Raw genomic sequence first — 25,003 nt, forward strand, 5'->3', positions numbered from 1 at the left:
GCCATGACGCACCGCCCCCTCGGCGAGTCCCCGCGCCCCGGGCGACCGGTGCGACCGGTGCAACCGGTGCGGCAGGTACGGCCGCGGCCCGTCGACGCCTCCTGGCACCGGCCGCCCGGCCCCGCCGACATCGACCCCTGCGACGTCGACCCCGCCGTGCTCGGCGCCCTGCTGCACCGGCACGGCTGGCAGCGGCGCGGCGGCGCCCCCGGGCGCTACGGCCGCTGGACCCCGCCCGGCCCGGGCGGCGCCGGGACCAGCCTGCTGGTGCCCGAGAGCCGCGCCTTCCCCGACAGCGACGACCTGCTCGGCGAGGCGATCGACGCCCTGGCCCGCAGCGGCACGCCGTCCGCACGCGAGGTGCTGGTCTCGCTCGCCGTCCCCAGCGACGAGATCCGCTGGTGGCGGGACGTGCCCGGCGGGCCGGGCGACGCGGCGCCCTGGTACGCAGAGGAGGGACTGCGCACCGCCGCCCGCCGGATGCTGCTCGCCGCCGCGCTCGCCGGCTGCGCCCGGGCCGGCTACTACGGCGCCCGCTACCGGCGCACGGCCGCCGCCTCCCTGGACCACGTCCTCGTCGGCTCCGTGGCCGACGGCCGCCGCCTGACCGCGTTCGTCCCCGTCGGCACCGGGCGGCCGCTCGCGGTACGGCTGCACCAGGCCCTGTACGCGGTCCGGGAGGCCGTCGACTACCGGCGGGCCGCGGGCGGGATGGACGCCTTCGACGGTGCCGTCGCGGCGGGCGTGAGCCGCGAGCTCACCGACGCCCTCGTCGCACTGGTGCGCGGCACGGAGGGCGCCCGGATCGCCGTCGGGTGGGCGCCCGCGGCGGGTGTCCCCGGGGACTGCGCGGCGACCGCGGAACCCGTCGAGTTCTCGCCGGGCGACCTGCCCGTGCTGCGCGAGGCCGGCGCCCGCTACCTGCGCGCGGAGCCGTCCGTACCCGTGCGGGTCACCGGCGCGGTGGTGCGGATGCGCCGGTCGCAGCCACGCGGCGAGGGCACCGTACGGCTGCGGGTGATCGCCGGCGCCGAGGTGCCGCACCTCCGCGTCACCCTGGACGAGGAGGGCTACCGGACCGCCGGGCACGCGCACCTGGTCGGCCTGCCGGTCAGGGTGGAGGGCCGGCTGGAGAGCCGGGGCGGCTTCCGGCGGCTCACCGGCGCCCGGGGGGTCGTACCCGTGGAGGTGGACGACGAGGAGCGGGACCGGCTGATGAAGTCCCTGCGGGAGGACACCGGCGACCCGGACGGCTTCGGGGAGGTGTGCGCGGGGGAGGACGGACGGTAACCGTTTCGCGGTCGGCGGCCCCGGCTCGGTACGATCCCAGTCATGCGCGCGCTCCCGGTATGGCGCCGCACCCCACCTGCAGTCAGGAGAGACCGGTGTCAGACGTCCGTGTGATCATCCAACGCGATTCCGAGCGGGAAGAGCGCGTGGTGACGACGGGCACTACGGCCGCCGACCTCTTCGCCGGCGAGCGCTCGATCGTCGCCGCGCGCGTGGGCGGAGAACTCAGGGACCTCACCTACGAGGTGGCGGACGGCGAGACCGTCGAGGGCGTGGAGATCTCCTCCGAGGACGGCCTGAACATCCTGCGTCACTCCACCGCGCACGTGATGGCGCAGGCCGTGCAGGAGATCTTCCCCGAGGCCAAGCTGGGCATCGGCCCGCCGGTCAGGGACGGCTTCTACTACGACTTCGACGTCGCCCGGCCGTTCACGCCCGAAGATCTCAAGGCCGTCGAGAAGAAGATGCAGGAGATCCAGAAGCGCGGGCAGAAATTCTCCCGCCGGGTGGTCACCGACGAGGCCGCCCGCGAGGAGCTGGCCGGCGAGCCGTACAAGTTGGAGCTGATCGGCCTCAAGGGCTCCGCCTCCAGCGACGACGGCGCGGACGTCGAGGTCGGCGCCGGCGAGCTGACCATCTACGACAACCTGGACGCCAAGACCGGCGAGCTGTGCTGGAAGGACCTCTGCCGCGGTCCCCACCTGCCCTCCACCCGCCTCATCCCGGCGTTCAAGCTGATGCGCAACGCGGCCGCCTACTGGCGCGGCAGCGAGAAGAACCCGATGCTCCAGCGCATCTACGGCACCGCCTGGCCGTCCAAGGACGAGCTGAAGCAGTACCTCGACTTCCTCGCCGAGGCCGAGAAGCGCGACCACCGCAAGCTGGGCAACGAGCTGGACCTGTTCTCGATCTCCGACCAGATCGGCTCCGGCCTCGCCGTCTTCCACCCCAAGGGCGGCACGATCCGCCGGGTCATGGAGGACTACTCGCGCCGCCGCCACGAGGAGGAGGGCTACGAGTTCGTCTACACCCCGCACGCGACGAAGGGGAAGCTCTTCGAGACCTCGGGCCACCTGGACTGGTACGCCGACGGCATGTACCCGCCCATGCAGCTCGACGAGGGCGTGGACTACTACCTCAAGCCCATGAACTGCCCGATGCACAACCTGATCTTCGACGCGCGCGGCCGCTCCTACCGCGAACTGCCGCTGCGCCTGTTCGAGTTCGGGACCGTGTACCGGTACGAGAAGTCGGGTGTCGTGCACGGCCTGACCCGCTCGCGCGGCTTCACCCAGGACGACGCGCACATCTACTGCACCCGCGAGCAGATGGCCGAGGAGCTCGACAAGACGCTCACCTTCGTGCTGAACCTGCTGCGCGACTACGGTCTGAGCGACTTCTACCTGGAGCTGTCCACCAAGGACCCGGAGAAGTTCGTCGGCTCGGACGAGGTGTGGGAGGAGGCCACGGAGGTCCTGCGCCAGGTCGGCGAGAAGCAGGGCCTGGAGCTGGTCCCGGACCCGGGCGGCGCCGCGTTCTACGGCCCGAAGATCTCCGTCCAGGTCAAGGACGCGATCGGCCGCACCTGGCAGATGTCGACGGTCCAGCTGGACTTCAACCTGCCCGAGCGGTTCAACCTGGAGTACACGGCCGCGGACGGCTCCAAGCAGCGCCCGGTCATGATCCACCGCGCGCTGTTCGGCTCCATCGAGCGCTTCTTCGCGGTCCTGCTGGAGCACTACGCGGGCGCGTTCCCGGCGTGGCTGGCCCCGGTGCAGGCGATCGGCATCCCGATCGGCGACGCGCACGTGGAGTACCTGGAGAAGTTCACCGCGGCGGCCAGGAGGAAGGGCCTGCGGGTCGAGGTCGACTCGTCCTCCGACCGGATGCAGAAGAAGATCCGCAACGCGCAGAAGCAGAAGGTGCCGTTCATGGTCATCGCGGGCGACGAGGACATGGCGAACAACGCCGTCTCCTTCCGCTACCGCGACGGCTCCCAGGAGAACGGCATCCCGTTCGACGAGGCCATCGCGAAGATCGCGAAGGTCGTCGAGGAGCGGACCCAGGTCTGAGCGGCCGCGACGGCTGCCCCCCGGCCCCCGGTGATCTTCTCTCACCGGGGGCCGGGCCCTGCGCCGGGGCGTGAAGCCATATGCTGCGTTGCATGACGAGTGAGCCGGAGCAGCAGATCGGAGTGGGGACGCAGGACGCGTTCCAGCGCCTGTGGACGCCCCACCGGATGGCCTACATCCAGGGCGAGAACAAGCCCACCGGTCCGGGGGCCGGTGACGGCTGCCCGTTCTGCTCCATCCCGGCCAAGTCCGACGAGGACGGCCTGATCGTCAAGCGCGGCGAGCAGGTGTACGCCGTGCTCAACCTGTACCCGTACAACGGCGGCCACCTGATGACCGTCCCGTACCGGCACGTCGCCGACTACACCGATCTGACCCCGGCGGAGACCGTCGAGCTCGCCGAGCTGACCAAGCAGGCGATGCGGGCCCTGCGCGCCGCCTCCGGCGCCCACGGTTTCAACATCGGCATGAACCAGGGCACGGTGGCGGGCGCGGGCATCGCCGCCCACCTCCACCAGCACATCGTGCCCCGCTGGGGCGGCGACACCAACTTCATGCCGGTGGTCGGCCACACCCGGGTGCTGCCGCAACTGCTGGCCGACACCCGGAAGATGCTGGCGGAGGCCTGGCCCACTACGTGAGCCGTCCGCCCACTACGTGAGCCGTCCGCCCACTACGTGAGCCTTCGGCCCACGTCCGCGTCACCCAGCCCGTCCGGCGTTCCAGGACGAGGCCGTCAAGGCCGAAAGCGGGGGTCCGGGGGCGCCGCCCCCGGAACGGCGGCCACCCCAGAGGGCCGCCCGGGCCGACGCCCTCCCGGACCGCCGGAGGCTCACGCGTCGTAGACGTCCGCCTTCTTCGGCGCCACTTCCTGCACCGCCCCGCTGAGCACCGCCGACCGCGAGCCGAACTTCTCCACGTCCACGCCGTTCTCCCGGAGCGTCTTCAGGGCCGCCGCGTGCACCACCCGCAGCACGGGGGTCGCGGCGCGCAGCGCGTCGTCGGCCATGAAGCGGTGCCGCCACGGCTGGTCCGCCCAGGCGTGCCGCAGACCGAACGGCTCCGGCAGGGTCAGGCTCCCGCCGAGCCAGTTCAGCAGCGGCGGATACGAGGTCAGCGGGGCGCGCGCGGCGAGCCGTACCACCTCGTCGGCGTCGACCAGGGGCAGCTTGACCTTCCGGGTCTCCCAGAACCGGAGCGCCTTCTGCACCTCCTTCTCCTTCGCCGCGGGCTTGTCGTTGAACAGCGGGTGGACCGGCCCGAGGGCGTGGCCGGTGACCTCGATGCGCAGGGTGTCGTGCAGCACCGTCACCGTGATCAGCATGGTGATGACCAGATGGCCGTCCCAGAGCGTCCACTGGACGCCGAGGTAGTGCCGGTCGCCGCCGCCGAACTGCTGCTTGTTGCAGATGTCCTGTATGGCGTGCGTCTTGACCGTGTACGCGTCCACGTCCGTGCCGCTGGGCCGGGACACCGACTTCGCGTTCTCCCCGATCGGGGTCACGATCCAGTGCGTGATCGACGGCTTGGGGAAGCCACCGGTGTTGATGGGGGTGCGCTCCAGCATCCCCAGCCCGCGCTGGATCGCGGTGATGACGTCCCAGCTGCGGAACGGGTGGAAGTCCTTGCCGGGTTCGGCGGAGACCAGATCCTCGGCCAGCTGCCAGCTGCCCCAGCGCGTGCCCATGCCGAGTATGCCCTTGGGGCCGGCGTAGAAGACCGAGTTGGACCGCTGCTCGGCGCTGAGCCGCGCGAGCTCCTTGCGCACCTGCTCGGCCGCGTCGCCCGGGTTGCCCGGCACCGCCTCGGGGATCTTGGCGCCCGGGCCGCCGCCCGACAGCAGGCTCTCCCAGCGCTCCCGCAGGTCATGCGCCGAACGCTCGCAGATCCGCTTGGCCCAGAACCAGCCGACGACCGGCATGACCACCGCCGCGCGCCCGTACCAGGCCCAGAATCCGGTGAACGGCATCTTGACCAGGAAGAGGACGGCCAGGGCGCCCATGGCGACCAGCAGGGTCGTGCCGAGCGCCCCGGAACGCCTGTCCTCGCGCCGGCTGACGGTGGTGCGCAGCGTGAACACCAGCAGCCACACGAAGAACCCCGGGAGGAAGAGCACCCCGCAGAGCACCGTCACCGCGGTCAGCCAGTTGTCGCGTTCCCGGCGGATGCGGTGCGCCGCCAGGCAGTGCTCCACGACGACCTGCGGCTCCACGCCGAAGGACTGGATGAGCGGCTCGCGTTTGGCGCCCAGCGTGCGGTCGATGACGGCCCGGGAGAAGGCCTCACCGAGCTTGGGCCGGAAGATCCTCGCCCACGGGCGGGGCGGTTTGACCGTCGACTTGTGCCACTCGTTGTCGGCCTCGAGGATCTTGGCCACCTCGTCGTCCCGGTAGGCCGCCGAGGCCAGCGCGTTGGTCGCCGCCGTCTGCCCCGCCGAGCCCGACAGGGGCACCTGGGCCCCGGGACTGAAATCGAATCCGTCCGTCACTGCCGCCCCCCTCGCTGCCGCCTCTGCACCTGCGGCCTTCCCGACTTCCCCGCCGCGCACACCTGTTGATCAGGTCATCAGCGTATCCGCAGGCACGGGCGCACGGGGGCGGACGGCCGAAGCCGCCCGCCCACTCGGCGGGAAGCCTTCTACGGCACCCCGGTTGTGCGCCGGGCGCGCCGACTCACCAGCCCCGCACGCCGGTTCGGCGGACCCCACCCGCAAGTCGCGCGCGCCGGTTCGGTGTACCCGGCTCGCGCGTCCCGCGTGCCGGTTCGCAGGCCCCGACTCGCGAGTCCCGAGTGCCGGTTGGGCGGCCCCGACTCGCAAGCTCCCCGCGCCCGTTCGCCGGCCTCGGCCGGCAGGTACCACGCGCGGGCGCACCCGGCCGGACAGGCGTGCGACGCCCGCCGGCCGGCTCGCGCCCGCGCGGCTTCCCGGACCCGGCTAGGACGCCTCCCGCTCCTGTTGCCGAAGCCGCTCGGCGACCTGCGGTGGCATCGGCTCGTGCCGCGCGTACCGGCGGCCGAACCGGGCCGTGCCGTGCGACAGGGACCGCAGGTCGACCGCGTACCGGCCGATCTCGATCTCGGGCACCTCGGCGCGCACCAGGGTGCGGCCGCCGGCCGTCTGCTCGGTGCCCAGCACCCGGCCGCGCCGCCCGGACAGATCGCTCATCACGGCGCCCACGTAGTCGTCGCCGACCAGCACGCTCACCTCGGCGACCGGTTCCAGCAGGTGGATCTTCGCGTCGGCCGCGGCCTCCCGCAGCGCGAGCGCGCCCGCCGTCTGGAACGCGGCGTCGGAGGAGTCCACCGAGTGCGCCTTGCCGTCGAGCAGCGTGACCCGCACGTCGATCAGCGGATGGCCGGCGGCGACGCCCTTGGCGGCCTGGGCCCGTACGCCCTTCTCCACCGACGGGATGAACTGCCGCGGCACGGCTCCGCCGACGACCTTGTCGACGAACTCGATGCCCGAGCCGCCGGGCAGCGGTTCCACCTCGATCTCGCAGATGGCGTACTGCCCGTGCCCGCCGGACTGCTTGACGTGCCGCCCGCGCCCCGCCGACCGCCCGGCGAACGTCTCCCGCAGGGACACCCGGTGCGGGACCACGTCCACCTGGACGCCGTACCGGCTGCGCAGCCGCTCCAGGGCGACGTCCGCGTGGGCCTCGCCCAGGCACCACAGCACCACCTGGTGGGTGTCCTGGTTCTGCTCGAGACGCATCGTCGGGTCCTCGGCGGCCAGCCGGGACAGGCCCTGGGACAGCTTGTCCTCGTCCGCCTTGCTGTGCGCCTGGATGGCGAGCGGCAGCAGCGGGTCGGGCATCTCCCACGGCTCCATGAGCAGCGGGTCGTCCTTCGCGGAGAGGGTGTCCCCGGTCTCGGCGCGGTTCAGCTTGGCTACGCACACGAGGTCGCCCGCCACGGCGTGCGTCACCGCGCGCTGCTGCTTGCCGAACGGCGTGGACAGGGCCCCGACGCGCTCGTCGACGTCGTGGTCCTCGTGCCCGCGGTCGGCCAGCCCGTGCCCGGAGACGTGCACCGTCTCGTCGGCGCGCAGCCTGCCGGAGAAGACCCGCACCAGCGAGACGCGGCCGACGTAGGGGTCGGACGCGGTCTTCACCACCTCCGCGACCAGCGGCCCGTCCGGATCGCCCGGTTCCAGCTCGCGGGGCGCGCCGTCCACGGTGGTGACCCGGGGCGCCTCGCGCTCCAGCGGGGTCGGGAAGCCGCCGGTCACCAGTTCCAGCAGCTCGACCGTGCCGAGACCCTGCCGGGCGCCCTCGGCCGCGGGGGCGGCGGCCAGGACGGGGAAGAAGGCCCCGCGGGCGACGGCCCGCTCCAGGTCCTGGATCAGCGTCTTGATGTCGATGCGCTCACCGCCGAGATAGCGGTCCATGAGCGTCTCGTCCTCGCTCTCGGCGATGATGCCCTCGATGAGGCGGTTGCGGGCCTCCTCGATCCGCGGCAGCTCGTCCTCGCCGGGCTCGGACTCCTTGCGCTCCCCGGTGGAGTAGTCGTACAGCTTCTGCGACAGCAGCCCGGTCAGGCCGGTCACCGGCGCGTGCCCGTCGGGCCCCTGCGGGCCGCGCAGCGGCAGGTAGAGCGGCAGCACGGCGTCGGGGTCGTCCGCGCCGAACGCCTCGGCGCACACCCGCGTCATCTCCTCGAAGTCCGCGCGGGCGGCCTCCAGGTGCGTGACGACGATGGCCCGGGGCATGCCGACGGCCGCGCACTCCTCCCACACCATGCGCGTCGAGCCGTCGACGCCGTCCGAGGCCGAGACGACGAAGAGGGCCGCGTCCGCCGCCCGCAGACCGGCCCTGAGCTCCCCGACGAAGTCGGCGTAGCCGGGGGTGTCCAGAAGATTGATCTTGATGCCGTCCCATTCGACGGGCACCAGGGACAGCTGTACGGAACGCTGCTGCCGGTGCTCGATGTCGTCGTGGTCGGAGACGGTGCCGCCGTCCTCCACGCGGCCCGCCCGGTTGACGGCCCCCGCGGTGAGCGCGAGAGCCTCCACCAAAGTCGTCTTGCCCGAACCGGAGTGGCCGACCAGCACCACATTCCGTACGGACGCGGGGTGGTCGGCCGCCACTGCCCTGCCGGCGGCTCCGGGGTGTGTATGCGCCTTGTCGCCCATGATCCTGCCTCCCGTGCACGGTGAGGTCACTGTGGGCGCGGACACGCGGGACCGCGTGCTCTGGCGGCTCCGGCGACGCCCGCGGTCCTTCGAGCTTTCCACTCCCGTCACGCTGCGTCCATACGAGCGACCCGATCCCACCGTCCACCGCGCTCCCGTGTCCCGCGCCGGTCCGCCGGCGGGGGTCCGGGTGCCAGACGGTCGCGTACGCGCGCGCGTGGCTACGATGGGCCAGCCGGTGGCCAGCAGGGGCGCCCGGCGACCCGACCCTTGGGCAGGCCATGCTGAACAAGTACGCGCGTGCTTTCTTCACGCGTGTCCTCACACCGTTCGCCGCGTTTCTGATCCGCCGGGGCGTGAGCCCCGACACGGTCACGCTCATCGGCACGGCCGGTGTGGTCGTGGGCGCGCTGGTCTTCTACCCCCGGGGCGAGTTCTTCTGGGGCACGGTCGTGATCACGCTGTTCGTGTTCTCCGACCTCGTCGACGGCAACATGGCCCGCCAGCTCGGCCGCTCCAGCCGGTGGGGCGCCTTCCTCGACTCCACCCTGGACCGGGTCGCCGACGGGGCCGTCTTCGGCGGCTTCGCCCTGTGGTACGCGGGCAACGGCGCCGACAACGTCCTGTGCGCCGTCTCGATCTTCTGCCTGGCGAGCGGCCAGGTGGTGTCGTACACCAAGGCCCGCGGCGAGTCGATCGGCCTGCCGGTCGCGGTCAACGGGCTGGTCGAGCGCGCCGAGCGGCTGGTGATCTCGCTGGTCGCGGCCGGGTTGGCGGGCCTGCACAAGTTCGGGGTGCCCGGCATCCAGTACCTGCTGCCGATCGCCCTGTGGATCGTCGCCGTGGGCAGCCTGGTCACGCTGATCCAGCGCGTCGTCACCGTCCGCCGGGAGTCCGCGGAGGCGGAGGCGCAGGCGGGCGAGTCGGCCCTGGACGAGCCGGGGAACGCCCCGCGGGGGAGTGAGGCGGCCCAGGACCGGCCGGAGAACGCCTCCCGCGGCAGCGAGACGGCCCCTGACCGTCCGAAGAACGCCCCCCGGGGCAGCGAGGCGGCGAAGTGAGCGCACGTGAGCGGCTGACCGACGCTCTGTACGGCCTCGGCTGGAGCACCGTGAAGACGCTGCCCGAGCCGGTAGCCGTGCGGCTCGGCCGCGGCATCGCCGACCTCGCCTGGAAGCAGCGCGGTAAGGGGGTGCGGCGGCTGGAGGGCAACTACGCGCGCGTGGTGCCCGACGCGACCCCCGAGCGCCTGGCCGAACTGTCCCGCGCGGGCATGCGCTCGTACCTGCGCTACTGGATGGAGTCCTTCCGGCTCCCGGCCTGGAGCGCGCGGCGGATAGCGGACGGCTTCGACCCCGAGGATTTGCACCACCTGACCGACGGCCTCGCCTCCGGCCGGGGCGTCGTCCTCGCCCTGCCCCACCTGGCCAACTGGGACCTGGCCGGCGCCTGGGTCACCACCAAGCTGGGAGTGCCCTTCACGACCGTCGCCGAGCGCCTGAAGCCGGAGACGCTGTACGACCGCTTCGTCGCCTACCGCGAGGGCCTGGGCATGGAGGTCCTCCCGCACAACGGCGGCTCCGCCTTCGGCACGCTGGCCCGCAGGCTCCGCGACGGCGGCCTGGTCTGCCTGGTCGCCGACCGTGACCTGTCGGCCTCCGGAGTCGAGGTGAAGTTCTTCGGCGAGACGGCCCGGATGCCCGCGGGACCGGCCCTGCTCGCCCAGCAGACCGGCGCACTGCTGCTGCCCGTCACGCTCTGGTACGACGACTCGCCCGTCATGCGGGGCCGGGTGCACCCCCCGGTCGAGGTGCCCGAGACAGGTGCGCGGGCCGAGAAGACGTCCGTCATGACACAGGCGCTGGCGGACGCCTTCGCCACCGGCATCGCCGGCCACCCGGAGGACTGGCACATGCTGCAGCGGCTCTGGCTCGCCGACCTCGATCCCGCGAGGGATCCTGAAAGCCCCGCGAAGGGAACCCCGTGAGGATCGGCATCGTCTGCCCCTACTCCTGGGACGTGCCGGGCGGCGTCCAGTTCCACATCCGCGATCTGGCCGAGTACTTCGTCGGCCTCGGACACCAGGTGTCCGTCCTCGCGCCCGCCGACGACGACACGCCGCTGCCGCCGTACGTCGTCTCGGCCGGCCGCGCGGTCCCGGTGCCGTACAACGGCTCGGTGGCCCGGCTGAACTTCGGCTTCCTGTCGGCGGCCCGGGTGCGCCGCTGGCTGCACGACGGCGCGTTCGACGTCATCCACATCCACGAGCCGACCTCGCCCTCCCTCGGTCTGCTGGCCTGCTGGGCGGCCCAGGGCCCGATCGTCGCCACCTTCCACACCTCCAACCCGCGCTCCCGGGCGATGATCGCCGCCTACTCGATCCTGCAGGCCGCCCTGGAGAAGATCAGCGCGCGGATCGCGGTGAGCGAGTACGCCCGGCGGACCCTCGTCGAGCACCTCGGCGGCGACGCGGTGGTCATCCCGAACGGCGTCGACGTCGACTTCTTCGCCGAGGCGGAGCCGAAGGCCGAGTGGCAGGGCGACACGATCGGTTTCATCGGCCGCATCGACGAGCCCCGCAAGGGGCTGCCGGTGCTGATGCGGGCCCTGCCGAAGATCCTCGCCGCCCGCCCGCGGACCAGGCTGCTGGTCGCCGGACGCGGGGACGAGGAGGAGGCCGTGCGGACGCTGCCCGCCGAACTGCGCTCGCGCGTGGAGTTCCTCGGCATGGTCAGCGACGAGGACAAGGCGCGCTTCCTGCGCAGCGTCGACCTCTACGTCGCTCCCAACACCGGCGGCGAGAGCTTCGGCATCATCCTCGTCGAGGCCATGTCCGCCGGCGCCCCCGTCCTCGCCTCCGACCTGGACGCCTTCGCCCAGGTCCTGGACCAGGGCAAGGCCGGCGAGCTGTTCGCCAACGAGGACGCGGACGCGCTCGCCGACGCGGCCGTACGGCTGCTGGCCGACCCGGACCGGCTGCACGAACTGCGCGAACGCGGGAGCACCCATGTGCGCCGCTTCGACTGGTCGACGGTCGGCGCGGACATCCTGTCGGTGTACGAGACGGTGACGGCCGGAGCCGCCGCGGTGGCCACCGACGAGCGGGCCACGGGCCTGCGGGCCCGACTGGGGCTGGCCCGGGACTGAGCAGAACCGGCGGCCAGGGCCTTGGATCATCCCGGTAGCCTTGCCGCCCGTGACCGCAACCCTCATCTGGATCCTCGTCGCGCTCGTCGCCGTCGGCCTGTACCTGAGCTGGACGGCGGGGCGGCTGGACCGGCTGCACGCCCGCATCGACGCCGCCCGTGCCGCGCTCGACGCCCAACTGCTGCGCCGTGCCTCGGTGGCCCAGGAACTGGCCACCTCCGGCGTGCTCGACCCGGCCGCCTCCATCGTGCTGTACGAGGCCGCGCACGCCGCCCGCCAGGCCGAGGAGGACCAGCGGGAGGTCGCCGAGAGCGAACTGACCCAGGCGCTGCGGGCCGTCTTCGCGGAGGCCCAGCAGGTGGAGGCGGTCCGCGCGGCACCCGGCGGCGAGGCGGCGGCCCGCGAGCTGACCGAGGCGGTGCGCAGGGTGCCGATGGCCCGCCGCTTCCACAACGACGCCGTCGGAGCGGCCCGCAGGCTGCGCGAACACCGCAAGGTGCGCTGGTTCCGGCTGGCCGGTCACGCCCCGTTCCCGCTGGCCTTCGAAATGGACGACGAGCCGCCGGCCGCCCTGGTGGACCGGGCGGCGTAGGGGCTGCCGACGGCACGGTCCGCGCGGCCGGCCCGGGGCGTTTCACGAGAAAAAGGATCCACCGGGTTGCCATTGGCCCTTGTCGTGGCCTGGTCCACTCACGTTTCCTCGGTGCAGCACAACACCGTCTTCACCGAGTGAGGTCACCCGTGTCCACCACGATTCCCGACTCCGCCCAGACCCCCGAGACCGGCACCGCGCGCGTGAAGCGCGGCATGGCCGAGCAGCTCAAGGGTGGCGTGATCATGGACGTCGTCACGCCGGAGCAGGCGAAGATCGCCGAGGACGCGGGCGCCGTCGCCGTCATGGCCCTGGAGCGGGTCCCGGCCGACATACGCAAGGACGGCGGCGTGGCGCGCATGTCCGACCCGGACATGATCGAGGGCATCATCGACGCCGTCTCGATCCCGGTCATGGCCAAGTCCCGCATCGGCCACTTCGTCGAGGCCCAGGTGCTCCAGTCCCTCGGCGTCGACTACATCGACGAGTCCGAGGTCCTCACCCCGGCCGACGAGGTCAACCACTCCGACAAGTGGGCCTTCACCACCCCCTTCGTCTGTGGTGCCACCAACCTCGGCGAGGCCCTGCGCCGCATCGCCGAGGGTGCCGCGATGATCCGCTCCAAGGGCGAGGCCGGCACCGGCAACGTCGTCGAGGCCGTCCGTCACCTGCGCCAGATCAAGAACGAGATCGCCAAGCTGCGCGGCTTCGACAACCACGAGCTCTTCGCCGCCGCCAAGGAGCTGCGCGCCCCGTACGAACTGGTCAAGGAGGTCGCCGAGCTCGGCAAGCTCCCGGTGGTGCTGTTCTCCGCCGGTGGCGTGGCCACCCCGGCCGACGCCGCCCTGATGCGCCAGCTCGGCGCCGAGGGCGTCTTCGTGGGCTCCGGCATCTTCAAGTCCGGCGACCCGGCCAAGCGCGCCGCCGCCATCGTGAAGGCCACCACCTTCTACGACGACCCGAAGATCATCGCGGACGCCTCCCGCAACCTCGGCGAGGCCATGGTCGGCATCAACTGCGACAACCTCCCCGAGGCCGAGCGCTACGCCAACCGCGGTTGGTGACGAGCCCGGCGAAGGACCTGGTCACTTCCTCATGAACACTCCTGTCATCGGCGTCCTGGCCCTCCAGGGCGACGTCCGGGAGCACCTCATCGCCCTGGCCGCGGCGGACGCCGTGGCCAGGCCGGTGCGGCGCCCCGAAGAACTCGCCGAGGTCGACGCCCTCGTCCTGCCCGGCGGCGAGTCCACCACCATCTCCAAGCTGGCCGTCCTCTTCGGAGTGATGGACCCCCTCCGCGCGCGCGTGCGGGACGGCATGCCCGTCTACGGCACCTGCGCGGGCATGATCATGCTCGCCGACAAGATCCTCGACCCGCGCTCGGGCCAGGAGACCATCGGCGGCATCGACATGATCGTGCGTCGCAACGCCTTCGGACGGCAGAACGAGTCCTTCGAGGCGGCGGTCGACGTCCGGGGCGTCGAGGGCGATCCTGTGGAGGGTGTCTTCATCCGCGCCCCCTGGGTCGAGTCCGTCGGCGCCGGGGCCGAGGTGCTCGCCGAGCACGAAGGCCACATCGTCGCCGTCCGCCAGGGCAACGCGCTGGCCACGTCGTTCCACCCGGAACTGACCGGCGACCACCGGGTGCACGCCCTGTTCGTCGACATGGTGCGGGCGAACCGGACACCCGAGTCCTTGTAGGATCTCTGCGTTCGTTGCAGAGATGGGTTACGCGAAGGAGACAGGCAGATGTCCGGCCACTCTAAATGGGCCACGACGAAGCACAAGAAGGCCGTCATCGATGCCAAGCGCGGCAAGCTCTTCGCGAAGCTGATCAAGAACATCGAGGTCGCCGCGCGGATGGGCGGTGTCGACCTCGAGGGCAACCCGACGCTCTACGACGCCGTCCAGAAGGCCAAGAAGCAGTCGGTCCCGAACAAGAACATCGACTCCGCGATCAAGCGCGGCGGCGGTCTCGAGGCCGGCGGCGCCGACTACGAGACGATCATGTACGAGGGCTACGGCCCGAACGGTGTCGCGGTGCTCATCGAGTGCCTCACCGACAACCGCAACCGCGCCGCCTCCGACGTCCGCGTCGCCATGACCCGCAACGGCGGCTCCATGGCCGACCCGGGCTCGGTGTCGTACCTGTTCAACCGCAAGGGCGTCGTCATCGTCCCCAAGGGCGAGCTGACCGAGGACGACGTCCTCGGCGCCGTCCTGGACGCCGGCGCCGAGGAGGTCAACGACCTCGGCGAGTCCTTCGAGGTGCTCAGCGAGGCCACCGACCTGGTCGCCGTCCGCACCGCCCTCCAGGACGCCGGGATCGACTACGACTCCGCCGAGGCCAACTTCGTCCCGACCATGCAGGTCGAGCTGGACGAGGAGGGCGCCAAGAAGATCTTCAGGCTGATCGACGCGCTCGAGGACAGCGACGACGTGCAGAACGTCTTCGCCAACTTCGACGTCAGCGACGAGATCATGGAGAAGGTCGAGGCGTAACGCCGCCGCGGGCACAGCGTTTTCGGCGGGCCGGTGGGACACGTCCCACCGGCCCGCAGCCGTTGTCGGTGGCAGCGGCTAGCCTTGCGGCAGTCGAAGATCGCCGTCGCGAGGAGGGGAGGGACGCGTGCGCGTACTCGGGGTGGACCCCGGACTCACGCGGTGCGGTGTCGGCGTCGTCGAGGGGGTCCCCGGACGGCCGCTCACGATGCTCGGCGTCGGCGTCGTCCGCACGCCCGCGGACGCCGAACTGGGCAACCGTCTCGTCGCCGTCGAGCAGGGCATCGAGGCGTGGCTGGACGAGCACCGGCCCGAATTCGTCGCCGTGGAGCGCGTGTTCAGCCAGCACAACGTCCGCACGGTGATGGGCACCGCCCAGGCCAGCGCCGTCGCCATGCTCTGCGCCGCCCGCCGCGGCATCCCCGTCGCCCTGCACACCCCCAGCGAGGTCAAGGCCGCCGTCACCGGCAGCGGCCGCGCCGACAAGGCCCAGGTCGGCGCCATGGTCACCCGGCTGCTCCGGCTCGACGCGCCCCCGAAGCCCGCCGACGCCGCCGACGCCCTCGCGCTCGCCATCTGCCACATCTGGCGGGCCCCCGCCCAGAACCGTCTGCAGCAGGCCGTCGCCCTGCACGCATCGAAAGGCCGTACGGCATGATCGCCTTCGTCAGCGGCCCGGTCGCCGCCCTCGCCCCGGACTCCGCCGTGGTCGAGGTGGGCGGGATCGGCATCGCCGTCCAGTGCACGCCCGACACGCTGTCCGGACTGCGCCGGGGCCAGCAGGCCAGGCTCGCCACCTCCCTGGTCGTCCGGGAGGACTCGCTGACGCTGTACGGCTTCGCGGACGACGACGAGCGCCAGGTCTTCGAACTGCTCCAGACGGCCAGCGGCGTCGGCCCGAGACTGGCCCAGGCGATGCTCGCCGTGCACCGCCCGGACGCGCTGCGCCGCGCGGTGGCCACCGGCGACGAGAAGGCGCTCACCGCCGTCCCCGGCATCGGCAAGAAGGGCGCCCAGAAGCTGCTCCTGGAGCTGAAGGACCGCCTCGGCGAGCCGATCGGCGCCCCGGCGGTCGGCGCTCCGGTCACCCAGGGCTGGCGCGACCAGCTGCACGCCGCCCTGATCGGCCTCGGCTACGCGACCCGCGAGGCCGACGAGGCGGTGGCCGCCGTGGCCCCGCAGGCCGAGGCGACCGAGGGCACCCCCCAGGTCGGCCGGCTGCTGAAGGCGGCCCTGCAGACCCTGAACCGCGCCCGCTGACCACCTGCGCCACCCCAGCTAGGAGATCTCAGTGAACTGGGACGACACGACCGGCACCCCCGCCTCCGAGCGGCTGGTGGGCTCCGTCGCCGACCGTGAGGACCAGGCCGTCGAAGCCGCCCTGCGCCCCAAGGACCTGGACGAGTTCATCGGCCAGGAGAAGGTGCGCGAGCAGCTCGACCTCGTGCTGCGCGCCGCCCGCGCCCGCGGCGCCACCGCCGACCACGTGCTCCTCTCCGGCGCCCCCGGCCTCGGCAAGACCACCCTTTCCATGATCATCGCGGCCGAGATGGGCGCCCCCATCCGCATCACCAGCGGTCCCGCCATCCAGCACGCCGGGGACCTCGCCGCGATCCTGTCCTCCCTCCAGGAGGGCGAGGTCCTCTTCCTCGACGAGATCCACCGCATGTCCCGGCCCGCAGAGGAGATGCTCTACATGGCGATGGAGGACTTCCGGGTCGACGTCGTCGTCGGCAAGGGCCCCGGCGCCACCGCCATCCCGCTGGAGCTGCCGCCGTTCACCCTGGTCGGCGCCACCACCCGCGCGGGCCTGCTGCCGCCCCCGCTGCGCGACCGCTTCGGCTTCACCGCGCACATGGAGTTCTACGAGCCCGCCGAGCTGGAGCGCGTCATCCACCGCTCGGCGAACCTCCTCGAGGTCGAGACAGACGCCCCCGGCGCCGCGGAGATCGCCGGCCGCTCCCGCGGCACGCCCCGCATCGCCAACCGCCTGCTGCGCCGGGTGCGCGACTACGCGCAGGTCAAGGCCGACGGCCTGGTCACCCAGGAGATCGCCGCGGCGGCCCTGGCGGTGTACGAGGTCGACACCCGCGGCCTCGACCGGCTCGACCGGGCCGTCCTCCAGGCACTGCTGAAGCTCTTCGGCGGCGGGCCCGTCGGCCTGTCCACGCTCGCGGTCGCGGTGGGGGAGGAGCGTGAGACCGTGGAGGAGGTCGCCGAACCCTTCCTCGTCCGGGAGGGCCTCCTCGCCCGCACCCCGCGCGGACGGATCGCCACCCCCGCCGCCTGGGCCCACCTCGGTCTGACCCCGCCCGGCACGTCAGCCGTGGGAAACGGACAACAGGACCTCTTCGGGGCGTGACGGCGAGCGCATTCGCCGGAGGAGGAACCCAGGTGCCATGCTGAGCGTTGTTCCTTGCACGCGGACTCGCTTAGACTCCGCCGATGCCGCCGTTGTCGGCAGCACACATACACCCCCATCCATCAGGCCGCTCACCACCGCGGTCGTGTGAAGGAAGTTCCGACCCGTGAGTCTCGTGACCCTCCTCCCGTTCATCGTGCTCATCGGGGCCATGTTCCTGATGACCCGGTCGGCCAAGAAGAAGCAGCAGCAGGCCGCCAACATGCGGAACCAGATGCAGCCCGGCAGTGGCGTCCGCACCATCGGAGGCATGTACGCCACGGTCAAGGAGGTCAGCGACGAGACGGTCCTCCTCGACGCCGGCCCGGGTGTCGAGCTGCTCTTCGCCAAGAACTCGATCGGCGCCGTCCTGTCCGACGACGAGTACAACCGCATCGTCCACGGCATCGAGCACGACCTGAAGTCCGACGCCGACCTCGTCCCCGACGACGCCTCCTCCCTCACCGCGACCGACGAGCCCGCCGCCGCCGCCGGCGCCGCCGCCGCCTCCGACGACAAGCCCCTCGACCTCGGCAAGAAGGACGCGGCCGAGAAGCCGGCTGTCGAGAAGCCGGCTGTCGAGAAGCCGGCTGTCGAGAAGCCGGCTGTCGAGAAGCCGGCTGTCGAGAAGCCGGCTGTCGAGAAGCCGGCTGTCGAGGCGAAGGCGGACGAAGAGCCGAAGAAGACCGACGGCGACTCCGACGCGAAGTAGTCACCTCCCAGGGCGCGCGGCACCGGCCGCGCGCCCTGGGACGTGCTCTAGTTGCGCGGGATCCCGACACACTGTCATGGCCGCCACCGAGCCCACCCGGCCCGGGGCGGCCCGAGAGGGAGTACGAGAAGGTGGCAGCACCTAAGAAGGGCCGGAGCGCGGGCGCCCAGAGCAGGCCGTGGCGCTCGCTGGCCCTCATCCTGATCGCCATCGTGGCGCTCACCGGAGGCATGTTCGCCTCCGGGCACACCACCCCGCGTCTCGGCATCGACCTGGCCGGCGGTACGAGCATCACGCTGGAGGCGGTCAACGAGCCGGGCCAGCCGAACGCGATCAACAAGACCAACATGGCCACCGCGGTCGACATCATGAACCGCCGTGTCAACGGTCTGGGTGTCTCCGAGGCAGAGGTCCAGACCCAGGGCGATCGCAACATCATCGTCAACATCCCCCGGGGCACCAACTCCAAGGAGGCCCGGGACCAGGTCGGCACCACCGCGAAGCTCTACTTCCGTCCGGTCCTCCAGCGCGAGGCCTCCACGACCGGCGCCTCCCCGAGCCCCGGCACCAGCCCGAGCGGCAGCCCCTCTCCGAGCGCGTCGAGCGGCGCCAAGGGCAAGGCGACCCCCGGCTCCGCCGCCCCCACCGCGTCCGCGACCTCGCAGGGCCGCGCCGTCACCGACGGGCTGAAGGCGGACGCCACCCCGTCCGCGACCGGCTCGGCCTCCGCCAAGCCCTCCGGCTCCGCCAAGCCCTCCACCCCCGCCTCGCCCACCCCGAGCGGTGGCGCGGGCGACGCGACCGGCAAGCTCGCCGCCGCGTACACCGCCCTCGACTGCGCCAAGCCCGACCAGCGGGCGAACGCCGGCAAGGGCGCCCAGCCCGGCGACCCCACCGTCGCCTGCGGCAAGGACGGCAAGACCTGGAGCAAGTTCCTGCTCGGCCCGGTCGCCGTCGACGGCACCGAGGTCAAGAAGGCCCAGGCGGTCTTCGACACGCAGGGCGGCGCCGGCTGGCAGGTCCAGATGACCTTCAACGACAGCGGCACGAAGAAGTTCGCGGACATCACCGGTCAGCTCTCCCAGAAGCAGACCCCGCAGAACGAGTTCGCGATCGTCCTCGACGACGAGGTCGTCTCGCACCCGTACGTGCAGACGTCCATCACCGGCGGCAGCGCGGAGATCTCCGGCAGCTTCACGCAGGAGGACGCGCAGAGCCTGTCCAACATGCTGTCCTACGGTGCGCTCCCGCTCACCTTCAAGGAGGCGAGCGTCACCACGGTGACCGCCGCGCTCGGCGGTGAGCAGCTGCACGCCGGCCTGATCGCGGGCGCGATCGGCCTGGCCCTGGTCGTCATCTACCTGCTGCTCTTCTACCGCGGCCTGTCGGTCATCGCCGTTCCGTCGCTGCTGGTCTCCGCGATCCTCACCTACGTGATCATGGCCCTGCTCGGCCCGACCATCGGCTTCGCGCTCAACCTGCCGGCCGTCTGCGGCGCCATCGTCGCCATCGGCATCACGGCGGACTCGTTCATCGTCTTCTTCGAGCGGATCCGCGACGAGATCCGGGAGGGCCGCTCCCTGCGCCCCGCCGTCGAGCGTGCCTGGCCGCGTGCCCGGCGCACCATCCTGGTCTCCGACTTCGTGTCGTTCCTCGCCGCCGCGGTGCTGTTCATCGTCACCGTCGGCAAGGTCCAGGGCTTCGCGTTCACGCTGGGCCTGACCACCCTCCTCGACGTGGTCGTCGTCTTCCTCTTCACCAAGCCGCTGATGACGATCCTCGCCCGCAGGAAGTTCTACGCGAACGGCCACAAGTGGTCCGGCCTCGACCCGAAGGCCCTGGGTGCCAAGCCCCCGCTGCGCCGCACCCGCCGCCCCGCCCGTCCTGTCGACCCGAAGGAGGCGTGAGATGTCGAAGCTCGGCAACCTCGGCGCCCGACTCCACCGTGGCGAGGTCGGCTACGACTTCGTCGGCAACCGCAAGATCTGGTACGGCGTCTCCATCCTGATCACCATCACGGCCGTGCTCGGCCTGGCGGTGCGCGGCCTGAACATGGGCATCGAGTTCCAGGGCGGAGCGGTCTTCACCACCCCGAAGACGAGCGCGTCGGTGGCCCAGGGGGAGAGCTTCGCCCAGGACGCCTCCGGCCACACCGCGGTGGTGCAGAAGCTCGGCAACGGCGGTCTGCGCATCCAGATCGCGGGCATCGACACCGGCAAGTCCGACCAGATCAAGGAGGAGCTGGCCAAGGACCTGAGCCTGCCCTCCGACAAGATCAACGCCGACCTGGTCGGCCCCAGCTGGGGCGAGCAGATCGCCAACAAGGCCTGGGAGGGCCTGGCGATCTTCATGGTCCTGGTCGTGATCTACCTCGCGATCGCCTTCGAGTGGCGCATGGCCGTGGCCGCGCTCGTCGCCCTGGTCCACGACATCACCATCACCACCGGCATCTACGCCCTCGTCGGCTTCGAGGTCACGCCGGGCACGGTGATCGGTCTGCTCACCATCCTCGGTTACTCGCTCTACGACACGGTCGTCGTCTTCGACAGCCTCAAGGAGCAGACGAAGGACATCACCAAGCAGACCCGCTGGACCTACAGCGACGTCGCCAACCGCTCCATCAACAGCACCCTGATGCGGTCGATCAACACGACCGTCGTCGCGCTGCTGCCGGTGGCGGGCCTGCTGTTCATCGGCGGCGGTGTGCTCGGCGCCGGCATGCTCAACGACATCTCGCTGTCGCTGTTCGTCGGCCTCGCGGCCGGTGCGTACTCCTCGATCTTCATCGCCACGCCGCTCGTCGCCGACCTCAAGGAGCGCGAGCCGCAGATGAAGGCGCTGCGCAAGCGCGTCCTCGCCAAGCGGGCGCAGGGCCCGGCCCAGGACGAGCCCCTCGCCGCCGCCGCGGCCGACGCGCACGGCGACGATTCCGAGGACGTCGCCGCCGCTGCCGTCGTGGGCCCGCGCAACCAGCCCGCCTCCCGTGGCCGCGGCCGCGGCCGCCCGTCCGGGAAGCGCCGATGACCGACATAGAAGAGCTGCTGCTCAGCCGGATCCGGGACGTGGCCGACTATCCGGAGCCGGGCGTGATGTTCAAGGACATCACCCCGCTCCTGGCGGACCCGCCGGCCTTCACCGCGCTCACCGACGCGCTGGCGGAGATCGCCGTGCGCACCGACGCGACGAAGGTCGTCGGCCTGGAGGCCCGGGGCTTCATCCTCGGCGCCCCGGTCGCCGTCCGCGCGGGCCTCGGCTTCATCCCCGTGCGCAAGGCGGGCAAGCTCCCCGGGGCCACCCTCCGCCAGGCGTACGACCTGGAGTACGGCTCCGCCGAGATCGAGGTGCACGCGGAGGACCTCTGTGGGGACGATCGCGTTCTGGTGGTCGACGACGTCCTCGCCACCGGGGGCACCGCCGAGGCCTCGCTCCAGCTCATCCGCAGGGCGGGCGCCGAGGTGGCGGGCGTGGCGGTCCTGATGGAGCTCGCCTTTCTGGCCGGCCGCGCCCGGCTGGAGCCCGCGCTCGCCGGGGCTCCGCTGAAGGCGCTGATCACGGTCTGACGGCAGGCACCGAGCACCGTCCGGGGGCATGCCCCACGGACCCGACGGGCGCCCCGGGATTCGTCCCGGGGCGCCCGTTCCCGTGTCCCCGCCCGTGCCGTGGGCACTCCACAGGCACCTCCTCGCCCGTACCCTTGGGTAGGGGAGACCCGGGGCCGGAGGAATCCTACGGCCGCCCGCGGTGTTTCCCCGAGCAGCCGGCCCGCGCACCGGGCTGGAGGCGATCCCGGAGCCCGGGATCGATACCATGGGGTCTCCGGAGCCTGACCGGGGGACCCGGACCGCGCACGAGGAGCCCTCTTGCCAGACGAGGCCCAGCCACTGACCGCCGCCAAGCCCGAGCCCGGCTCGGCGCCCGCGGCCAAGCCCGCGCCGACCGCGCCCCACGCGGTCAACGACAGCCGCGGGGCGGTCGAGCACGCCCAGGCCGCGCCCGTCGGCAAGTCGTCGGAGCCCTCGCGCCCCAAGCCGGCCTCGTCCGAGCGTCCGGTGAACCCGCCGGCCGTGCGGCCGTCCGCGGGCCAGCCCGCCCGCTCCGGCTCCTCGAACCGCGTCCGCGCCCGCCTCGCCCGTCTCGGCGTCCAGCGCGCCAACCCGTACAACCCGGTGCTGGAGCCGCTGCTGCGGATAGTGCGCAGCAACGACCCGAAGATCGACGCCGCCACGCTCCGCCAGATCGAGCGCGCCTACCAGGTCGCCGAGCGCTGGCACCGCGGCCAGAAGCGCAAGAGCGGCGACCCGTACATCACGCACCCGCTCGCCGTCACCACCATCCTCGCCGAGCTCGGCATGGACCCGGCCACGCTCATGGCCGGCCTGCTGCACGACACCGTCGAGGACACCGAGTACGGCCTGGACCAGCTGCGCCGCGACTTCGGTGACACCGTCGCGCTGCTCGTCGACGGTGTCACCAAGCTGGACAAGGTCAAGTTCGGCGAGGCCGCGCAGGCGGAGACCGTGCGCAAGATGGTCGTCGCCATGGCCAAGGACCCGCGGGTCCTGGTCATCAAGCTCGCCGACCGCCTGCACAACATGCGCACCATGCGCTACCTCAAGCGCGAGAAGCAGGAGAAGAAGGCCCGCGAGACCCTGGAGATCTACGCGCCGCTCGCCCACCGCCTGGGCATGAACACCATCAAGTGGGAGCTGGAGGACCTCGCCTTCGCGATCCTCTACCCCAAGATGTACGACGAGATCGTCCGCCTGGTCGCCGAGCGCGCCCCCAAGCGCGACGAGTACCTCGCCAAGGTGATCGACGAGGTCCAGGCCGACCTGCGCGCCGCCCGCATCCGGGCCACCGTCACCGGACGCCCGAAGCACTACTACAGCGTCTACCAGAAGATGATCGTCCGCGGCCGCGACTTCGCGGAGATCTACGACCTGGTCGGCATCCGCGTCCTGGTCGACACCGTCCGCGACTGCTACGCGGCTCTGGGCACGGTCCACGCCCGCTGGAACCCGGTTCCGGGGCGGTTCAAGGACTACATCGCGATGCCCAAGTTCAACATGTACCAGTCGCTGCACACGACGGTCATCGGACCGAGCGGCAAGCCGGTCGAACTCCAGATCCGCACGTTCGACATGCACCGCCGCGCCGAGTACGGCATCGCCGCGCACTGGAAGTACAAGCAGGAGGCCGTCGCGGGCGCCTCCAAGGTGCGCACCGACGTGCCCAAGGCGTCCGGCAAGGACAAGGACGCCATCAACGACATGGCGTGGCTGCGGCAGCTGCTGGACTGGCAGAAGGAGACCGAGGACCCCAGCGAGTTCCTGGAGTCGCTGCGCTTCGACCTCTCCCGCAACGAGGTCTTCGTCTTCACGCCCAAGGGCGACGTCATAGCGCTTCCGGCCGGGGCGACCCCGGTGGACTTCGCGTACGCGGTCCACACCGAGGTGGGCCACCGCACCATAGGAGCACGGGTCAACGGCCGCCTCGTCCCGCTGGAGTCGACCCTCGACAACGGCGACCTGGTGGAGGTGTTCACCTCCAAGGCGACCGGCGCGGGCCCCTCCCGCGACTGGCTCGGCTTCGTGAAGTCGCCGCGCGCCCGCAACAAGATCCGGGCGTGGTTCTCCAAGGAGCGGCGCGACGAGGCGATCGAGCAGGGCAAGGACGCCATCGTCCGCGCGATGCGCAAGCAGAACCTGCCGATCCAGCGCATCCTGACCGGAGACTCGCTGGTCACCCTCGCGCACGAGATGCGCTACTCCGACATCTCCGCGCTCTACGCGGCGATCGGCGAGGGCCATGTCTCCGCCCAGAACATCGTGCAGAAGCTGGTCCAGGCGCTCGGCGGCGAGGAGGCGGCCACCGAGGAGATCGACGAGAGCGTGCCGCCGTCGCGCGGGCGCGGCCGCAAGCGTCGCACCAGCGCCGACCCGGGCGTGGTCGTCAAGGGCGTCGACGACGTGTGGGTCAAGCTGGCCCGCTGCTGCACGCCCGTCCCCGGCGATCCGATCATCGGTTTCGTCACCCGCGGTAACGGCGTATCGGTTCACCGCAGCGACTGCGCCAACGTGGAGTCACTGTCCCGGGAGCCGGAGCGGATCCTCGACGTCGAGTGGGCGCCCACGCAGTCCTCGGTCTTCCTGGTCGCCATCCAGGTCGAGGCCCTGGACCGCTCCCGGCTCCTGTCGGACGTCACGCGCGTGCTGTCCGACCAGCACGTCAACATCCTGTCCGCGGCCGTCCAGACCTCCCGCGACCGCGTCGCCATCTCCCGCTTCACCTTCGAGATGGGCGACCCCAAGCATCTGGGGCACGTCCTGAAGGCGGTCCGCGGCGTGGAGGGCGTCTACGACGTGTACCGGATGACGTCGGCCCGCAGCCGGGCGTGACGAAGCGGGCCGGGCAGTCCGTCCGCCCGGCCCGCTTCCATTGCCTCGGACCCGTCAGGACCGGAGCCGTCGGACGTACTTCACGAAGAGGACGGTCCCGGCCACGACGAGGAAACCGCCGGCACCCGCGATCCACGGAGACTTGTCCGGCTCGTCCGCCAGATAGCCGAGGCCCACTGCCATGAGGATCAGGGCCAGTACGACGCCCGCCACCTCGGCCCAGATCTTTTTCAACCCTGCCTCCCCGGTTCTGTTGTTCAGGGGCTCGTGTAAATCGGCCACACCCGCGGATTGGAACTCGTGGCGGTTGCCGGACTCTGCGGGCCGTACATGTTCACCACATCACTGAATGTCACGGTTCCCGAGGGGCCGCACACGGGCAGTTTCTTGGCAATGCACGCCTGGAGCACAACCTTTCCCTGGACGTGGTAACGCCCGCTCTCGCCCTTTTTCACATAAGGCTGGGTGAAATCCATTTTGATGCCCAGGGCCTGGCCCTGCATGTTGTTGTGCCCGGACAGCGTGGCCTTGACGTCGACCAGCTTCCCCTTGCCGTCGCGGGTGGTGGTCACTATGAAGTCGATTTCCCCGGTCCGGGTGCTGCCTGCTCCGCCGCCAGGGTAGAACCTGTATTCCTGGCTGGAGACATGATTTGCGGCGTAGGCATTCGACGTCATGACCGTGCCCGCCGTGACGGTGGCGGCAGCCAGCGTCACGGCGATCCCTGCGATGCGGATTCGCATTTTCCCCTCGTT

The 25,003-nt window shown here is 71.6% G+C and carries 22 protein-coding genes and 1 pseudogene; 19 read left to right on the plus strand and 4 right to left on the minus strand.

Annotated features, from left to right (window positions below; translation table 11 throughout):
* Positions 1-3: 3 nt before the first annotated feature.
* From ACIQ9G_RS27440 to ACIQ9G_RS27450, 3 genes are all read left to right on the plus strand, one after another.
* Complete coding sequence (locus ACIQ9G_RS27440; protein WP_403614516.1) at positions 4-1,290, plus strand: hypothetical protein; 1,287 nt, start codon at positions 4-6, stop codon at positions 1,288-1,290.
* Between the two features lie 95 nt (positions 1,291-1,385).
* Positions 1,386-3,362 carry a threonine--tRNA ligase gene (gene thrS, locus ACIQ9G_RS27445; protein ID WP_403614519.1) on the plus strand — a complete coding sequence of 659 codons (1,977 nt, stop codon included), beginning with the start codon at positions 1,386-1,388 and terminating at the stop codon, positions 3,360-3,362.
* An 80-nt stretch (positions 3,363-3,442) separates the two neighbouring features.
* The gene (locus ACIQ9G_RS27450; protein ID WP_356185315.1) at positions 3,443-4,003 is read left to right on the plus strand and encodes an HIT domain-containing protein; all 561 of its coding nucleotides are present in this window, start codon (positions 3,443-3,445) and stop codon (positions 4,001-4,003) included.
* A 191-nt stretch (positions 4,004-4,194) separates the two neighbouring features.
* Here ACIQ9G_RS27450 and ACIQ9G_RS27455 read toward each other — a convergent pair whose 3' ends face one another.
* Positions 4,195-5,850, minus strand: coding sequence for a hypothetical protein (locus tag ACIQ9G_RS27455; RefSeq protein WP_403614522.1), 1,656 nt, complete (start codon positions 5,848-5,850; stop codon positions 4,195-4,197).
* A gap of 447 nt (positions 5,851-6,297) precedes the next feature.
* The gene (locus tag ACIQ9G_RS27460) at positions 6,298-8,496 is read right to left on the minus strand and encodes an elongation factor G-like protein EF-G2 (protein ID WP_403614525.1); all 2,199 of its coding nucleotides are present in this window, start codon (positions 8,494-8,496) and stop codon (positions 6,298-6,300) included.
* A gap of 281 nt (positions 8,497-8,777) precedes the next feature.
* On the opposite strand from ACIQ9G_RS27460, the gene pgsA reads away from it, so the two are divergent.
* The 16 genes and pseudogenes from pgsA to ACIQ9G_RS27540 all read left to right on the plus strand — a co-directional run bounded on the left by pgsA (position 8,778) and on the right by ACIQ9G_RS27540 (position 24,248).
* Positions 8,778-9,557, plus strand: coding sequence for a phosphatidylinositol phosphate synthase (gene pgsA / locus ACIQ9G_RS27465; protein WP_403614528.1), 780 nt, complete (start codon positions 8,778-8,780; stop codon positions 9,555-9,557).
* Positions 9,554-10,483: a phosphatidylinositol mannoside acyltransferase gene (locus ACIQ9G_RS27470; protein ID WP_403614530.1), complete on the plus strand. Its 930-nt coding sequence runs from the start codon at positions 9,554-9,556 to the stop codon at positions 10,481-10,483. The genes pgsA and ACIQ9G_RS27470 overlap by 4 nt, the downstream gene beginning before the upstream one ends.
* Positions 10,480-11,643: a glycosyltransferase family 4 protein gene (locus tag ACIQ9G_RS27475; protein WP_403614533.1), complete on the plus strand. Its 1,164-nt coding sequence runs from the start codon at positions 10,480-10,482 to the stop codon at positions 11,641-11,643. The genes ACIQ9G_RS27470 and ACIQ9G_RS27475 overlap by 4 nt, the downstream gene beginning before the upstream one ends.
* A gap of 49 nt (positions 11,644-11,692) precedes the next feature.
* The gene (locus ACIQ9G_RS27480; RefSeq protein ID WP_356185297.1) at positions 11,693-12,235 is read left to right on the plus strand and encodes a hypothetical protein; all 543 of its coding nucleotides are present in this window, start codon (positions 11,693-11,695) and stop codon (positions 12,233-12,235) included.
* 215 nt (positions 12,236-12,450) lie between these two features.
* Positions 12,451-13,299, plus strand: coding sequence for a pyridoxal 5'-phosphate synthase lyase subunit PdxS (gene pdxS, locus ACIQ9G_RS27485; protein WP_403614849.1), 849 nt, complete (start codon positions 12,451-12,453; stop codon positions 13,297-13,299).
* 31 nt (positions 13,300-13,330) lie between these two features.
* Positions 13,331-13,936 (plus strand): pyridoxal 5'-phosphate synthase glutaminase subunit PdxT, encoded by a 606-nt coding sequence (gene pdxT, locus ACIQ9G_RS27490; protein ID WP_403614536.1) that lies wholly within the window; start codon positions 13,331-13,333, stop codon positions 13,934-13,936.
* A 48-nt stretch (positions 13,937-13,984) separates the two neighbouring features.
* On the plus strand, positions 13,985-14,737 hold the full coding sequence (locus tag ACIQ9G_RS27495) for a YebC/PmpR family DNA-binding transcriptional regulator (RefSeq protein WP_403614538.1): 753 nt from the start codon (positions 13,985-13,987) through the stop codon (positions 14,735-14,737).
* Between the two features lie 127 nt (positions 14,738-14,864).
* Complete coding sequence (gene ruvC, locus ACIQ9G_RS27500; protein WP_403614541.1) at positions 14,865-15,395, plus strand: crossover junction endodeoxyribonuclease RuvC; 531 nt, start codon at positions 14,865-14,867, stop codon at positions 15,393-15,395.
* Positions 15,392-15,997 (plus strand): Holliday junction branch migration protein RuvA, encoded by a 606-nt coding sequence (gene ruvA / locus ACIQ9G_RS27505; protein ID WP_403614543.1) that lies wholly within the window; start codon positions 15,392-15,394, stop codon positions 15,995-15,997. Before ruvC ends, ruvA begins: the two co-directional genes overlap by 4 nt.
* A 31-nt stretch (positions 15,998-16,028) precedes the next feature.
* Positions 16,029-17,099 (plus strand): Holliday junction branch migration DNA helicase RuvB, encoded by a 1,071-nt coding sequence (gene ruvB / locus ACIQ9G_RS27510; RefSeq protein WP_403614545.1) that lies wholly within the window; start codon positions 16,029-16,031, stop codon positions 17,097-17,099.
* Positions 17,100-17,265: 166 nt separating this feature from the next.
* The gene (gene yajC, locus ACIQ9G_RS27515; protein WP_403614547.1) at positions 17,266-17,850 is read left to right on the plus strand and encodes a preprotein translocase subunit YajC; all 585 of its coding nucleotides are present in this window, start codon (positions 17,266-17,268) and stop codon (positions 17,848-17,850) included.
* Positions 17,741-17,995, plus strand: a pseudogene (locus tag ACIQ9G_RS27520) (hypothetical protein); the annotation flags it as partial. The gene yajC and the pseudogene ACIQ9G_RS27520, both read left to right, overlap by 110 nt.
* Positions 17,982-19,757 (plus strand): protein translocase subunit SecD, encoded by a 1,776-nt coding sequence (gene secD, locus ACIQ9G_RS27525; RefSeq protein ID WP_403614549.1) that lies wholly within the window; start codon positions 17,982-17,984, stop codon positions 19,755-19,757. The pseudogene ACIQ9G_RS27520 and the gene secD, both read left to right, overlap by 14 nt.
* A 1-nt stretch (position 19,758) precedes the next feature.
* On the plus strand, positions 19,759-20,874 hold the full coding sequence (gene secF / locus ACIQ9G_RS27530) for a protein translocase subunit SecF (protein WP_403614552.1): 1,116 nt from the start codon (positions 19,759-19,761) through the stop codon (positions 20,872-20,874).
* Positions 20,871-21,410, plus strand: a complete 540-nt coding sequence (locus ACIQ9G_RS27535; protein ID WP_403614555.1) for an adenine phosphoribosyltransferase — start codon at positions 20,871-20,873, stop codon at positions 21,408-21,410. Before secF ends, ACIQ9G_RS27535 begins: the two co-directional genes overlap by 4 nt.
* Positions 21,411-21,710: 300 nt before the next feature.
* On the plus strand, positions 21,711-24,248 hold the full coding sequence (locus ACIQ9G_RS27540) for a RelA/SpoT family protein (protein ID WP_403614558.1): 2,538 nt from the start codon (positions 21,711-21,713) through the stop codon (positions 24,246-24,248).
* Positions 24,249-24,302: 54 nt separating this feature from the next.
* Here ACIQ9G_RS27540 and ACIQ9G_RS27545 read toward each other — a convergent pair whose 3' ends face one another.
* Positions 24,303-24,482 carry a hypothetical protein gene (locus ACIQ9G_RS27545; protein WP_403614561.1) on the minus strand — a complete coding sequence of 60 codons (180 nt, stop codon included), beginning with the start codon at positions 24,480-24,482 and terminating at the stop codon, positions 24,303-24,305.
* 23 nt (positions 24,483-24,505) lie between these two features.
* Positions 24,506-24,991 carry a hypothetical protein gene (locus ACIQ9G_RS27550; RefSeq protein ID WP_403614563.1) on the minus strand — a complete coding sequence of 162 codons (486 nt, stop codon included), beginning with the start codon at positions 24,989-24,991 and terminating at the stop codon, positions 24,506-24,508.
* Positions 24,992-25,003: the final 12 nt, after the last annotated feature.

Source organism: Streptomyces sp. NPDC096152 (assembly GCF_044763235.1).
In the GTDB taxonomy this organism is placed as follows: Bacteria; Actinomycetota; Actinomycetes; order Streptomycetales; family Streptomycetaceae; genus Streptomyces.

Bases quoted from the DNA above. Each gene is read 5' to 3' on its own strand.
- pdxT (WP_403614536.1), top strand. From the start codon at position 13,331: ATGAACACTCCTGTCATCGGCGTCCTGGCCCTCCAGGGCGACGTCCGG.
- pdxS (WP_403614849.1), top strand. From the start codon at position 12,451: ATGGCCGAGCAGCTCAAGGGTGGCGTGATCATGGACGTCGTCACGCCG.
- ACIQ9G_RS27440 (WP_403614516.1), top strand. From the start codon at position 4: ATGACGCACCGCCCCCTCGGCGAGTCCCCGCGCCCCGGGCGACCGGTG.
- pgsA (WP_403614528.1), top strand. From the start codon at position 8,778: ATGCTGAACAAGTACGCGCGTGCTTTCTTCACGCGTGTCCTCACACCG.
- ACIQ9G_RS27535 (WP_403614555.1), top strand. From the start codon at position 20,871: ATGACCGACATAGAAGAGCTGCTGCTCAGCCGGATCCGGGACGTGGCC.
- ACIQ9G_RS27460 (WP_403614525.1), bottom strand. From the start codon at position 8,496: ATGGGCGACAAGGCGCATACACACCCCGGAGCCGCCGGCAGGGCAGTG.
- ruvA (WP_403614543.1), top strand. From the start codon at position 15,392: ATGATCGCCTTCGTCAGCGGCCCGGTCGCCGCCCTCGCCCCGGACTCC.
- ACIQ9G_RS27450 (WP_356185315.1), top strand. From the start codon at position 3,443: ATGCTGCGTTGCATGACGAGTGAGCCGGAGCAGCAGATCGGAGTGGGG.
- secF (WP_403614552.1), top strand. From the start codon at position 19,759: ATGTCGAAGCTCGGCAACCTCGGCGCCCGACTCCACCGTGGCGAGGTC.
- ACIQ9G_RS27495 (WP_403614538.1), top strand. From the start codon at position 13,985: ATGTCCGGCCACTCTAAATGGGCCACGACGAAGCACAAGAAGGCCGTC.
- ACIQ9G_RS27550 (WP_403614563.1), bottom strand. From the start codon at position 24,991: ATGCGAATCCGCATCGCAGGGATCGCCGTGACGCTGGCTGCCGCCACC.